Below are 13,587 nucleotides of genomic sequence, written 5' to 3' on the forward strand. Positions count from 1 at the left end.
ACACAGGTGAACCGAGTGAACTGGATCAGGACGGTACCTGGCGTTCACTCGTCTGTCAGTACCCATGCCACTGTGAACTTCGCGGAAATTTTCGAGCGGAGGTAGAGCAACGCACTTGTGACCTTGCCTGAGGGCTTCCTGCTTCACTGCCCACCGCCGACCACACACAGCCCTGCTGAACTGCGCCTGACCGGTCTTACACGGACTCCACAGGCATTCCGGCCGACGGCCCGTCGGTCCGTACCGCATCAGCCGCCTACGCGGCGGCCAGCAACCGCACCCCCTCGTCCCGGAGGTTCACGGCCGCATTCACATCCCGGTCATGCAGCGCACCGCACTCGGCACACGTCCACTGCCTGACGGATACATCCATCCTCGGCCCCATGGCATGACAGGCCGAACAACGCCGAGTCGACGGAAAGAACCGGTCGACGACCACCAGCTTCCGCCCGTACCACTCGCACTTGTACCGCAGCAGCCGCAGCAGCTCGCCCCACGCGGCGTCGGTGATCGCCTGGTTCAGCCTCGCCTTATGCTTCCGGCCTTTCCCGCGTGCCGCACGTGTCAGGTTCACGACGGACAGATCCTCCACCACGAGCACTTGGTTCTCGCGCACGAGGCGGGTGGTCAACTGGTCCAGCATGTCCCTGCGCACGTCCCTGATCAGCGCATACAGACGCCCGATCTTCTGCCTGACCTTCCCCCGGTTCTTCGACCCCTTCACCTTCCTGTGCAGCTCCCGCTGCAACCGCGCCAGCTTCTCCGCGTACCGCTTCAGCAACCGCGGATGATCGAACTTCGAGCCGTCATCCAGAGTGACCAGAGACGCCAGCCCCACATCCAGCCCGACCGCCTTCGGCTCCCGCGTCCCCGGCACGAACACGGCAGGCAACCGTGCTATTCGCTCCTCCACCAGCGTCGACACGAAATACCGGCCCGCCCGATCCCGCGTCACCGACAACCGCACCGGAACCACACCCGCGGGCAAAGCCCTCGACCAACGGATGTCCAACGGCTCCGACTGCTTGGCCAGCGTGATCAACCCCGTACCGGGCCGCTCCGGATCCTCGACCCACCTGAAGCCCGTACGCACATACGTCGCCGAATCCCGCGACCGCCCCTTCTCCTTCCGCTTCGGATACCTCGCCTGCCCCTTGAAAAGCCGGCCGTACGCCTGATCCAGATGCCGAAGCGACTGCTGAAGCACCGTCGACGACACCTCCCCCAACCACGCCGTCTCCTCAGCCCGCTTCCAACCGGTCAGAGCCCGGCACGTCTCCGCGAACCCCACATTCACCCGATGCCGCTCCCAGGCCTCCGAGCGCAGCGCCAGCCCCTCGTTGTAGACCCACCGGCACGCGCCGAACGTCCGCTCCAGCTGTTCGGCCTGCTCCTCGGTCGGATAGAAGCGAAACCGGTAGAGACGGTGGTGTGACTCGGGGTCCTTGGCGTGGGACCGCAGCCGGGCCGCCTTGCGTGTGTGGTGCTTACGGCGGTCGCCGATGCCGAGGACCTCGCGCTTGATGCGCTCGGCCTCCTCACCCCTCACCGCCTCCGGCTTCGGTTTCTCCGCGAGCTTCCCCATGGACCCCTCCCCGACGATCCGATCTTCGGAACAGCACGTCAGACCGATCAACGAACGGGTGCACGGATGGTTACGCTCAGTTTTGAGGTCGTGTGGAGTGCGGAACTTCGTGGCCTGGGGAATCCGGCTCTGTGTACAGTGGTGCCGCCTTCGCGTACGGCGTTGTAGTGCGCGGTGCCTCCTTAGCTCAGTTGGCCAGAGCAAGGTCCTTGTAAGACCGAGGTCGTCGGTTCGAATCCGACAGGGGGCTCTTCGAATGCCGCGCCGCCCTGGGGTTTCTCCCCAGGGCGGCGCTCTGCTTGGCCTTTTTATTGGCTCGGCCGCGTGGACGAGGGTGGCCGTGCGAGGGCCTGGACCGTGTCCGAGTCGAGCGCGGTGGTGCGGATACTGGCGTCGGTCCTGAGGGCGCCCTCGTACACCTCCCGCCTGGTCGGTGCTGTCGTGGACGACAAGTAGCGCGGACACACCTCCACCAACCGCGGTTCACTCGCTCATCGCGGCAGCCTCACAAGACCTGCATTGACATGGCCTTGACCACCGTAAGAGGGCGGCCGCATGGTGAAACCACCTGGCCCGTAGCTGACCTGACATGGCATCTGTCAATGCTGTTTTTCGTCATGTGGCCCTTCCGCACCGCCCGAAACCGCACGGAGGCTTGATGCAGTGCAGCGAGATACCCTCCGGATCCCTGGTGATCCACCGCCACCAACCGAGACGCCGGGTGCGGAGGATGGCAGCTGCCCTCACCGCGATGCTCACACTCGCCGTCACCGCCCTCTCCATAGGCCTGGCCACCGGGGTCCAGGCCGCCCCTCTCTCGTCCGCGCCGCGCGCGTCCGCCTCCGCGGGTACGGCGGATTTCGGCTGTTTCCATCCCGTGCGGGCGGGGCGAGCCCGCTGTTTCGGGGTCTTGAAAGCCCACCGCACCACCTCGGGCCGCATGTCACCGTTCACCTCCGGATCCCCGACCACGGTGGGGTACGTGCCGTCTGATCTGCGTTCCGCCTACAAGCTGGGCGGTACCTCGGGGGCCGGTCGCACGGTGGCGATCGTCGACGCCATGGACGATCCGAACGCCGAGTCCGACCTGGCCGCTTACCGCAGCGCCTACGGTCTGCCGTCGTGCACGACCGCCAACGGCTGTTTCCGCAAGGTGAATCAGCGCGGCCAGGCGTCGCCGCTGCCCTCCGGTGACTACGGATGGGCCGAGGAGATCAGTCTCGACCTCGACATGGTCTCGGCGACCTGCCCCGACTGCCACATCCTGCTGGTCGAGGCGGGCTCGGCGAACGTCCCGGATCTCATGACGGCCGAGGACACCGCTGCCGCCACACCGGGCGTCGTCTCTGTCTCCAACAGCTGGGGTGGGTCCGAGGACAACACCGTCACCTCCTTCGACTCGCACTTCGACCACCCCGGCGTCGCGATCACGGCGAGTTCGGGTGACTCCGGTTACGGCGTCTCCTGGCCGGCCTCCTCCCCGTACGTCACCGCTGTGGGCGGCACCTCGCTGAGCAAGGCGTCCAACTCGCGCGGCTGGACCGAGACCGCCTGGAGCGGGGCGGGCTCGGGCTGCTCGGCGTACGAGGCCAAGCCGTCCTGGCAGCACGACTCCGGATGTGCCAAGCGCAGCGTCGCCGATGTGGCCGCGGTCGCCGACCCCAACACGGGGGTGGCGGTCTATGACACGTACAGCAGCTGTGGCGGTGGGGTGTTGTGCGACACCGAGCTTCAGCTCGGTCTCGCGCAGGGTGCCGACGGATGGGTGGAGGTCGGGGGGACCAGCGTCTCGTCGCCGATCATCGCGAGTGTCTATGCGCTGGCGGGAAACACCGCTCAGGTCGTCGACGGCTCGTATCCGTACGGCCACGCGTCGGCGCTCAACGACGTCACTTCGGGCAGCAACGGTTCCTGCGGCAGTAGTTACCTGTGCACGGCGGGTCCGGGATACGACGGGCCGACCGGTCTCGGCACGCCCATCGGCATCGGCGCCTTCTGACGGCGGCGCCATCCGGACGGAAGGGGGCTGGGTCCGCGTCGCACTTGTTGCGGCGCGGGCCCAGCCCCCTTTCTCGCCTCAATGATTGAAAATGATTGTCGTTATGCTACGGTCGGCGCATCTCTTCTTGACCGTTCCTTTACCGGAGGGTTCTGTGCGCCTGTCCGTCCGCCGGCTGCTCCCCCCGAGCGCGCTCACCATCGCCTCGGTCGTTCTGACCGGCTGCTTTTCCTCGGCGGAAGCCGGCCGGGCCGGGCCCGAGGGAGGACGCATACGTGTCGCGATGATGCAGCCGCCCCGCTCGGGCCTGTCCCCCTTGTCCGACGACGCGTTCAAGCTCTCGCGCTGGTCCGCCGCCGAGACCCTGGTGAAGCTCGACGCGGACGGCGACGCGCGGCCCGCGCTCGCGACCGGCTGGACGCAGCACAGCCGGAGCTGGACCTTCACCGTCCGGGACGGCGTCACCTTCCACGACGGAACCAGGCTCACCGCCGAGGCGATCGTCAACTCCCTCACCAGGGCGGCCACGGCGTCCCCGAAACCCCGCATTCTCGACGGTGTCGACCTGACCGCGAAGGCCGACGGGAACAGGGTGGTCGTCACCACCCCCGTCGAGGACCCGCTCCTGCCCCAGCGCCTGAGCTCTCCCCAGCTCTCGATCCTCGCGGCGAAGGCATACCGGGGAAAGACCGTCGACCCGGTCGGCGCGGGCACGGGTCCGTTCGAGCTGACGAAGGTCGACGGCACGTTGTCGGCGTCCCTCGACCGCTACGACGGTTACTGGGGCGGCCGGGCCAAGGCGGCCGGCATCGATGTGAGGTTCGTGCCGGACGGCACGGCCCGCGCCGCCGCCCTGCGCAGCGGCGAGGCCGACATCGTCGAGGCGGTGCCGGTGTCGCAGGCCGCGGTGCTCGATCAGGAGCTGATCACCGAGGTCCCGATGCCGCGCACCAACACCCTCTACCTGAACACGGGGAACGGCGTCTTCAAGGACGCGTCGCTGCGGGCAGCGGCCCGTGCGGCCATCGACGCGGAGTCGATCGTCGAGGGCGTGTACGAGGGCCGCGCCGATGTGGCCGAGGGGCTGCTGGGGCCCGCGCTGCCCTGGGCCGCCGACCTGCGGGCGCCGGTCCGGCGCGGCAAGGCCGGTGACCCGTCCGGGAAGACGATCACCATCGGCACGTTCACCGACCGGGCGGAGCTGCCCGAGGTGGCGGCCACCGTGCAGCAACAGCTCCAGAAGGCCGGCTTCGAGGTGAAGCTCGACGTCCGCCAGTACGCGAACATCGAGTCCGACGCGCTCGCGGGCGCGTTCGACGCCTTCATCCTCTCCCGGGCGACCGTCCTCGACTCCGGTGACCCGGCCGCGTACCTCTACAGCGACTTCGCCTCCGACGGATCCTTCAACATCTCCCAGCTGTCCGACACCGCGGTGGACCGGGCCCTGCACAAGGCGGCCGAGGCCGCTGCCGGGGACCGGCGCCGGAAGGCCGTGTCGGCGGCCGAGGCCGCCGTGCTCAGCACGGACGCGGCGGTGCCCCTGCTCCACGAGCGCGTGATCCAGGGTGATGCGGCGGGAGTCGTCGGTGCGGTGCATGACCCGCGTGAGCGTGAACTCGTCACCAGGGACACCTACGTCAAGTGAGCGCTGTCATGAAGGGGTTGGCCGGCCCGGCCGCGTCGGCCCGCCTCGTCTGTCTCGGTGCGGTGCTGACCGCCGTCGGCCTGCTGCCCTGGCTCTCGGGCAGGGATCCGGCGCTGACCGTGCTGCGTGCCCGCTCGGCCGAGCAGGAGGGGACGGCGGAGGCGCTGGCCGCGATCCGAGCGGATCTCGGCCTGGACGCGGGGCCCCTCGCAGTCCTGGGACGGTGGGTTTCCGGGCTGCTCCGCGGCGACCTCGGCACCTCGTGGGTGTCGGGCACGGACGTGCTTCCGTCCGTCGTCTCCGGCCTTCGGGTCTCGCTCGGGCTCATGGGTGCCGCGTTCGCCGTGGCCGTGCTGCTGGCCTGCGCGCTGGTCGCACCTGTGCTCGTCCGCGGGCGTGAGTCGGCCGGCGCGATCGCCGCGATGCTGGCCTCCCTCCCCGAGTTCCTGCTGGCCACGGTCGCCTTGCTGGTGTGCGGGGTGTGGCTGGGCCGGCTGCCGACCTCCGGCTGGCAGGGTCCCGCGTACGTGGTGCTGCCCGCGTTCGCGCTCGGCGTTCCCGCGGGCGGGCTGCTGGGCCGCCTGGTCGCGGAAGCGCTGCCCGCCGTGCTGGACGAGCGGTGGGCGGAGCTGTGGCGGGGGGCCGGAGTCAGTCGTGCCCGGGTCGCGGCGGCCGCCCTCCGGCGCGTCCTTCCGCCTCTCGTTCCGCAGTTCGGCATGGCGGCCGTCGGTCTGACGGGAGGCGCGGTGGCTGTGGAGACGGTGTTCGCGGTGCCCGGTATCGGACGTACGGCGCTCGGCGCAGCCACGTCACAGGATCTGCCGTTGCTCCAGGGGTGCGTGCTCGCCCTGCTGGCGCTGGGCCTTGCCGCGGGCGCTCTGGCAGCGATCGTACGGCGCCGGCTGCTCGGCCCCGTCCTGCGCGACGCCGGCCTGACCCTGCCCGCGCCCCGCTCGGCCCGCACTCACCCGGTGATCCCGTTGACGCTCGCCGCCGTACTGTCGGCCGCCATCGGCTGGGGCCTGCTCCGCGACCCGTACACGGTGGACGCCAAGGCCCGGCTTCTGCCGCCGGATCGGGCCCACCCGCTCGGCACGGACGGCCTGGGCCGTGACGTCCTGGCCCGCCTCGGTCACGGCGCGGCCGCCACGGTGGGCACCGCGGCAGCGGTGTGCGCCCTCAGCCTGCTGGTCGCCCTCGTGCTCGGCTTCCTGCCGGGCATCGCGGCCGGCGCGGCGGACATCGCGAACGCGCTGCCGCCGGTGATCGTCGGGATCCTGGTTGCCGCCGCGGCCGGGCCCGGCACCGGCGGCGCCGCGCTCGCCGTAGCACTGATTTCGTGGCCGCCGCTCGCCGCGCATGCATCGGCCCTGGTGCAGGAGGTCCGTGCGTCGGCGTTCCTGACCGCCCAGCGGGCCATCGGAGCGAGCCGGTGGTGGATCCTGACCCGTCACGTCCTGCCCTCGGTCGCGGCCCCGGTCACCCGCCATGCGCTCCTGCGTCTGCCGGGCATCGCGCTGGCCCTGGCCTCGCTGGGTTTTCTGGGTCTGGGTGCGCAGCCGCCCACGCCCGAGTGGGGATTGCTGCTGGAGGAATCCCGCGCGTACGTGGAGCGCGCCCCGTGGGCGGCGCTGGCCCCGGCGGTCGCACTGGCTCTGCTGGCGGGCCTCGCGGTGTCGGCGGCGTCCTGGTCGGCAGGGCGCGCGGTGCCCGGACGGATCAGGCTCTGCCACTCCTCACGCTGCCGACTCGCCCGATTTCGCCGCGCGCCACGCCGGTTGACCGCCCTGCCCACCGCCGCGATACGAAAGGAGCCCTTCTGTGAGAACGCCGAACGTGCCGCTGTCCGCGAACACCCCCGGATCACCGAATCCGCCGGCCGCTGACGCGGCTCTCTCGGTACGCGATCTGCGGATCGCCTTCGCCGGAGCCGAGGCCGTGCGCGGCCTGTCCTTCGACGTGCGGCCACGCGAAGTGCTCGCCCTCGTCGGCGAGTCCGGCGCGGGCAAGTCCCTGACGGCGCGGGCGCTGCTGGGGATGACGCCACGAGGTGCGACGACGACGGGGAGCATCCGGTTGCACGGGGAGACGGATCCGGCCGCTCAGCGCGGCCGCCGCATCTCCCTGATACCGCAGGACGCCCTCTCCGCCCTCTCTCCCGTGCACCCCGTGGGCGATCAACTCGCCGCCGCCGTACGGTCGGTGCGCCGCGTGACGCGGAGCAAGGCCCGCGCGCTCGCCGTCGCCGCCCTCGACCGGGTGGGGATCCCCGACGCCGCACGCCGGGCGCGCGCGTATCCGCACGAGTACTCCGGCGGCATGCGGCAGCGGGCCGTCATCGCGATGGCCACGGTCAACGAGCCCGACGTCGTCGTCGCCGACGAGCCGACGACCGCGCTGGACGCGGGCCACCGGGACCAGGTACTGCGGGTGCTCGGCGAGCAGCGGGCAGCGGTCGGGGCCGCGCTCGTCCTCGTCACCCACGACATGGACGTCGTACGCGAGCACGCCGACCGCATCCTGGTCCTCTACGCCGGACGCCTGGCCGAACTGGGCCCGGCACGTGAGGTGCTGGCCCGCCCGCGCGCCCCGTACACGGCGGGCCTGCTGGCCTCCCTTCCCCAGTACGTGCCCCCCGGCCGCCGTCGGCTGCCCGTCCTCCCCGGCACCCCGCCCACCCCGAGCGCCCTGCCTCCGGGCTGCGCGTTCGCCCCGCGCTGTCCCCTCGCGGCGGCTGTCTGCCACCGCGTGGAGCCGGTGCCGCAGCCGGTGGAGGGCCGGCTGGTCTCCTGCCACCGCTGGGCGGACGTCCCCCACCCGGCATCCGACGTCTTCCGGGAGCCGACCCGCGCATGAGTGTCCCGCTGCTCGACGTCCGCGACCTCGTCGTCCGCTACGGCACGGTCACCGCCGTCGATCGTGTCTCGTTCTCGCTCGACGCGGGCGAGACCCTGGCCCTGAACGGGCCGTCGGGCTGCGGCAAGTCCTCCACAGCTCTGGCCGTCCTCCAGCTGCGCCGCCCCGACAGCGGCCGGGTACGCCTTGAGGGACAAGAGCTGACGGGTCTGTCGGACGACGAGCTGCGGCCCCTGCGCCCGCGCATGCAGCCCGTCTTCCAGGACCCGTACGGCTCCCTCAGTCCCCGTCACCGTATCCGCGACGCGGTGGCCGAGCCGCTGAAGGTGCAGGGCCGCTGGGGCCCTGACGGCCCGGCCCGGGTGGCCGAGCTGCTCGACCTCGTCGGTCTCGGCCCGTCGTACGGCGACCGCCGCCCGCACGAGCTCTCCGGCGGCCAGTGCCAGCGCGCGGGAATCGCCCGCGCCCTCGCCTCCGAGCCCCGGCTGCTGGTCCTCGACGAACCGGTGTCGGCACTCGACCCGTCGGTGCGCGCCGGCGTCCTGAACCTGCTCTCCGACCTCCGGGACGAACTGGGCCTGGGCTGCCTGTTCATCTGCCACGACGAGGCGGTCGTACGGCACTTCGCGGACCGGGTGGTCCGGATGCGGGACGGGCGGATCGTCACCGATGAGGGCTGAGCATCGAGGCCACGCGGAGACGCTCGGCGCCGGGCGTTCGCGCGGGAGCCCTCTGTCCGCGGACTTCTCGCGGGCAGAGGGCTCCTTGGTGAGGTGTGGCCGGCCGGTCAGCCGATGGTCGCGATGCCGTCGGTGGTGACGGTCGGGCGGCCCGAGGTGCCGACCACGACGATCTTCAGGGTGTGCTTGGCGGAGCCGGACCAGGTCTTGGTCCAGATCGCCTGGCGGTAGAGGGTGGTGGAGGACTTCAGGTCCACCGTGGAGACCTTGGTGCCGTCGACGTAGATGTACGCCTGGCCCGAGGTGGAGGCGCGCGAGACGATCCAGGCCACCGAGCGTCCGGTGAAGGTCCAGCTGATCGAGGCCCCGGCGGACGAGGAGCTGTAGGAGTAGCCGCCCAGGTAGGAGGTGCTGCTCTTGTGGGTCCAGCTGCCGGTGCGGGTGGTGGAGGTCTCCTGGATGATGTTCGGCGTCCGGTAGACGGAGGCGCCGCCGGTGTTTCCGGCCACGTCGTACGCCTTCAGGGCGAACAGGTCCGAGGCGCCGGGCTTGGCCCAGGTGTTCCAGGAGGTCACGGTCGGGCCGAAGGTGGCCGAGGCCGGCGCGGTCGCCATGACCTTGGCCAGCGCCGCGTTGTCGGCGGCCTTCCACGTCACCGTGACGGGGACCGACGAGGAGTACACCGTGCCGGTGCGCACCTGCACGCCGGGAGCGGTCGGGAAGGTGGGCGCGGTGGTGTCACCGACCAGGGTGACCGGGCCGGACAGTGTGGTGGCGCCGCGGACGTGGGTGGCGCGTACCTGGACGGTGTGGCTGCCGGCGGCGACCGAGACCGAGGCGGAGCGGGCGGAGCCGGAGGTGTGCGCCACGGCCTTGCCGTCGACCAGGACGTCGAAGCCGGAGATCACCGCGGACGGCGTGGCGGTCGTCCAGCTCACCGTGGCCGCGCCCTTGGTGTAGTAGCTCGTCCCGGACTTGGCCGCCCCGCCGGACATCCCGGTGACGGAGACCGCGCCGACCGGGCCGGCGGCGTACGAGCGGACCGTGCCCAGGGCGTTGTAGAGCTGGTTGCCGGGGCAGTCGGTGGCGAAGCCGTTACGGTGCCCGGAGATGACGTTGAAGCTGTAGTTCTGGCCCAGGGTGAAGCCGGAGCTGTTGGAGGATCCCTCGGGCAGGGTCGCGGTGCCGGTGCTCGGGTCCACTCCGGTCATGCCGAACTTCCAGGCTGCGATCCGGGCGATGGAGCCCAGCATCGCCTGGCTCGGCGTGGCTCCGGGGAAGGTGCTGGCCGTGGAGTCGCCGCCGCTGAGGTCGGTGTACGTGCCGATGGCGGCCACGCCCATGCTGTTGGTGTTGAACCCGTAGGTCTGGGCGCCCACGACCGGCAGCGCCATTCCGCCGAAGCGGCCCTCGAAGATCGTGCCGCACTTGTCGACGAGGAAGTTGTAGCCGAGGTCGCGCCAGCCCTGGCTGAGGTGCGCGGCGTAGAGGCTGCGCACGATCGCCGGGGAGTCCGTGCAGGAGTAGGTGTTGGTGGTGTCCGTGTGGTGGACGAACATGACCTTCACGGCGGAGCCGTACGAGGGGTAGCCGGTGTCCCGGGCGCACTCGTCGGCGCCCCAGCCGGCCCGGGTGACCACGGTGGGCGGTGCCACCGTCGAGGTGGTCGCGGCCGGCATCGGGTCCGGTGGGGTCGGCGACGAGGACGGGGTGGGGCTGGCGGAGGAGGTCGTGCAGGACGGGTACGCGTCGGACATCGACGGGAGCTGGCTGGGCCAGGGCGTCGGGGAGGTGCTCGGCGAGGCGGAGTCGGATGCGGATGCGGAGGCGGAGGTCCCGGTGGACGGCGTGCCGGACGCGGAGTCCGTGGCGGTGGGGGTGTCCGTGGTGGTGGGGGTGTCCGTGGGTGAGGCGGAGTCCGTCGCGGTGTCGGTCGGGGAGACGCTGTCGGTCGGGGAGACGCTGTCCGTCGGGGACACGCTGTCCGTCGGCGTCGCGCTGTCGGTGGCGGTCGCGTCCATGGCGTAGGCCGCCGGGGCCATGCCGGAGTCCGGCGTCCCGCTGGTGGCGGGCTTGCCCGGGTCGACCAGGTCCACTCGCAGTCCGGCGGGCAGCGCCTTGCCCGCGCCGGTCGCGCGGACCTGGATTCCGTTCGACGGCCCCGACCACATGGGTGACATTCCGCCGCGCACACCGGGACGGTTCAGTTCGGCGGCGTCGGGGATGTCGTCCGGCTGCTGCATCTTCAGCCACGGTGTCCAGTGGCCGCTGTCGGCGGAGCGGGTCCGTACCTCGACCGTGCCGCGCAGTGTGGCGTGCGCGCCGTTCCAGGTGACGCCCACCATGCTGAACGGAGCCGTGGACTGGGCCCCCAGCGTCTTGAGCGACGCGCTGTTCCCGGTGAGGGACAGCGAGTGGACATGTGTCTTGATCGGTCCCGGCGCGGCCGACGCGTTGCCATGGTTCGGCGAACCGGCCATGGCGACGGTCGCCACCGCCACGCCGCCGCCGGCGACGACCGCCCCCAGCGCCACCCATGTGCGCTTCTTCAGACCGGCTCGACGGCGACCGCGCCGAACTCTGTGTTCAGTTCTCATGCCCCACCCGGAAGACCTGTTGTCGTTGTCATCAGCAGTCATTGCGGGGGCACAGCTGTCACAGGAGTCCCCTGGAATACCAGCGCACCAGAACGTTTAAGCGTCACATACGCCGCTGGCCCGGGGTTTCCCCCCGGGCCAGCGGTGTTTTCAGAGCAGGTATGTCACGGCACGTACGACTGGGTGCCGCTCGCCCACAGGGCGCCGCCCTTGCCGGGGCCGCCGGTGCTCTTGTAGACGACGAAGTTGCCGTCGTTCTGCATCAGGGCGTACGCGCCGGAGTTGCCGTAGGTGTGGGTGGACCACAGGGCGGTGCCGCCGCTGGAGTAGACGACCAGGTTGCCGTCGGTCTGCATGTACGCGTAGGCGCCGGCGTGGCCGTAGGTGTTGCTGGTCCAGATCGCCTTGCCGTCACGCTTGCGGTACATGACGAAGTTGCCGTCCGGCTGCATCACCAGGCGGGTGTACTTGCCCTGGACCCACGAGCCGCCCTTGAGCTTCTGCCCGGAGCCGATCGTCGCCGAGCGCATGTAGGTGCCGTCGGACCACAGGGCGCTGCCGCTGCTGGAGTAGACGACCAGGTTGCCGTCGTCCTGGACCAGGAAGGAGGCGCCGGAGTTGCCGTAGGTGTGGGTGGACCACAGGGCGGTGCCGCTGCTGGAGTAGACGACCAGGTTGCCGTCGGTCTGCATGTAGGCGTAGGCGCCGGAGTGGCCGGAGGTGTTGCTGGCCCAGATCGCCGGGCCGCTGCCGCTGGCGCCGTTCGTCTTCAGGTAGGCGACGAGGTTGCCGTCGCTGCCCATCGTCAGCGTGATGTTCGCGCTGCTCAGCTTCTGGCCGGAGGTGAGCTTCTGGCCGGGCTGGAGGGAGTTGACGGAGTTCGCGCCGGCGGCGAAGGCGGCGGTCCCGTTGGGCGTGCCGAGGCCGGTCGGGCCGTCGTAGCCGGTGCCGGCGGTGCACAGGTAGCTCGGGGAGCAGCTGCCGTTGCTGCCCGTGGTCACGTCGTTCAGGGCCGACTTGTGGCCGTAGGCGTACGTGGACGGGTAGCTGTTCGCGGACGGGGTGCCGGCGAGGGCGTAGGTGCCCGCGATGATGGGCGCGGAGGCGCTGGTGCCGCCGTAGACGTTCCAGCCGCCGGAGCCGCCGTAGGTGTCGTAGACGGCGACGCCGGTGGCCGGGTCGGCGACCGCGGAGACGTCCGCGACCGTGCGGTGGCTGCAGCCGCTGTCCGTCTGCCAGGTCGGCTTGGCCTCGTCGGCGGAGCAGCCGGAGCCGGTGCCCTCGGTGCTGCTGGTGGACCACACGGACTCGGTCCAGCCGCGGGTGTTGCTGGTGCGGCTGAGCGAGGTGCCGCCGACCGCGGTGACGTACGGGGAGGACGCGGGGTACTCGGCGCCGTAGCCGCCGTCGCCCGCGCTGACCGTGACGGCGACGCCGGGGTGGTTGAAGTACTGGACGTCGGCGGTGGTCTCGCTCGGGTCCTCGGTGCCGCCGAAGGAGTTGGAGACGTACTTGGCGCCGAGGGCGACGGCCTCGTTCTCGGCCGTGCCGATGTCCGTCATGCTGGGCGAGGAGGCCTCGACCAGCGTGATGTGGCACTGCGGGCAGACCGCGCTGACCATGTCGAGGTCGAGCGAGATCTCGCCGGCCCAGCCCGCGTCCGCGGTCGGGTACGACGTGCCGCCGGTCTGGTTCACCTTGTGGAAGCAGCCGTTGGCGGTGGTGCAGGCCGGGAGGTTGTACTGGGACCGGTAGGCGGCCAGGTCGGACTCGGCGTTCGGGTCGTCGTAGGCGTCGACGATGAAGACGGTCTTGCCCGCGCCGGCGGTGGCGGACGGCAGGTTGTAGGCGCTCTGCAGGTCCGAGGGGCCGTAGCCGTTCGGGGTCGTGTTCGGGCTGACCGTCAGGTGCCGGACGATGTCCGTGCGGGCCTCGGCCAGGCACGCCATCTGACCCGGCGTGGTCGGGTGGGAACACAGGTGCTTGACGTGGGCCGCCCCGTTGGCCGACGGCGCGGCGGAGGCGGTCGCGGTGAGCCATCCGGTGGACAGCGCGGTGGATATGAGTGCCGTGGTGGACAGCAGAGCGGCGGTGGATGCCGCCCGGTGTCTCCCTGAGAGCAAGGAAGTGCCCTTCTGGTGTGGTGGTGCGATGAGGACAGACCGAGTGGTCTGGCCATGACAGCCGTATGACAGTCGTGATGTTCAGTCGAATGCTGCCGATGC

General features: G+C 70.9%; 8 protein-coding genes and 1 tRNA gene. 6 read left to right on the top strand and 3 right to left on the bottom strand.

The features are described from left to right. Positions 1 to 256 precede the first annotated feature (256 nt). Complete coding sequence (locus O1G22_RS22980; protein ID WP_270083044.1) at positions 257 to 1,585, bottom strand: RNA-guided endonuclease InsQ/TnpB family protein; 1,329 nt, start codon at positions 1,583 to 1,585, stop codon at positions 257 to 259. 176 nt (positions 1,586 to 1,761) lie between these two features. Here O1G22_RS22980 and O1G22_RS22985 point away from each other — a divergent pair. From O1G22_RS22985 to O1G22_RS23010, 6 genes are all read left to right on the top strand, one after another. Then, a tRNA-Thr gene (locus O1G22_RS22985) sits at positions 1,762 to 1,835 on the top strand. Between the two features lie 480 nt (positions 1,836 to 2,315). Beyond that, entirely contained in the window at positions 2,316 to 3,584 is a 1,269-nt protein-coding gene (locus O1G22_RS22990) for a S53 family peptidase (RefSeq protein WP_270083045.1), read from the top strand. A 103-nt stretch (positions 3,585 to 3,687) separates the two neighbouring features. Further along, positions 3,688 to 5,229 carry an ABC transporter substrate-binding protein gene (locus O1G22_RS22995; protein WP_428986501.1) on the top strand — a complete coding sequence of 514 codons (1,542 nt, stop codon included), beginning with the start codon at positions 3,688 to 3,690 and terminating at the stop codon, positions 5,227 to 5,229. Between the two features lie 8 nt (positions 5,230 to 5,237). Then, entirely contained in the window at positions 5,238 to 7,115 is a 1,878-nt protein-coding gene (locus O1G22_RS23000; RefSeq protein WP_270083047.1) for an ABC transporter permease subunit, read from the top strand. Further along, positions 7,051 to 8,085 (top strand): ABC transporter ATP-binding protein, encoded by a 1,035-nt coding sequence (locus O1G22_RS23005; protein WP_270083048.1) that lies wholly within the window; start codon positions 7,051 to 7,053, stop codon positions 8,083 to 8,085. Before O1G22_RS23000 ends, O1G22_RS23005 begins: the two co-directional genes overlap by 65 nt. After that, entirely contained in the window at positions 8,082 to 8,765 is a 684-nt protein-coding gene (locus tag O1G22_RS23010) for an ATP-binding cassette domain-containing protein (RefSeq protein WP_270083049.1), read from the top strand. Before O1G22_RS23005 ends, O1G22_RS23010 begins: the two co-directional genes overlap by 4 nt. A gap of 107 nt (positions 8,766 to 8,872) precedes the next feature. Here the strand turns inward: O1G22_RS23010 and O1G22_RS23015 are convergent, their stop codons facing one another. After that, positions 8,873 to 11,299: an N-acetylmuramoyl-L-alanine amidase gene (locus O1G22_RS23015; RefSeq protein WP_270083050.1), complete on the bottom strand. Its 2,427-nt coding sequence runs from the start codon at positions 11,297 to 11,299 to the stop codon at positions 8,873 to 8,875. Positions 11,300 to 11,526: 227 nt separating this feature from the next. Next, the gene (locus O1G22_RS23020) at positions 11,527 to 13,485 is read right to left on the bottom strand and encodes a hypothetical protein (RefSeq protein ID WP_270083051.1); all 1,959 of its coding nucleotides are present in this window, start codon (positions 13,483 to 13,485) and stop codon (positions 11,527 to 11,529) included. Between the last annotated feature and the right edge of the window lie 102 nt (positions 13,486 to 13,587).

It is taken from the genome of Streptomyces camelliae (assembly GCF_027625935.1).
GTDB classification, from domain to species: domain Bacteria; phylum Actinomycetota; class Actinomycetes; order Streptomycetales; family Streptomycetaceae; genus Streptomyces; species Streptomyces camelliae.

Excerpts from the sequence above, each read along its gene's own strand:
- O1G22_RS22980 (WP_270083044.1), bottom strand. The coding sequence starts at position 1,585 with ATGGGGAAGCTCGCGGAGAAACCGAAGCCGGAGGCGGTGAGGGGTGAG.
- O1G22_RS22990 (WP_270083045.1), top strand. The coding sequence starts at position 2,316 with ATGGCAGCTGCCCTCACCGCGATGCTCACACTCGCCGTCACCGCCCTC.
- O1G22_RS22995 (WP_428986501.1), top strand. The coding sequence starts at position 3,688 with ATGCTACGGTCGGCGCATCTCTTCTTGACCGTTCCTTTACCGGAGGGT.
- O1G22_RS23000 (WP_270083047.1), top strand. The coding sequence starts at position 5,238 with ATGAAGGGGTTGGCCGGCCCGGCCGCGTCGGCCCGCCTCGTCTGTCTC.
- O1G22_RS23010 (WP_270083049.1), top strand. The coding sequence starts at position 8,082 with ATGAGTGTCCCGCTGCTCGACGTCCGCGACCTCGTCGTCCGCTACGGC.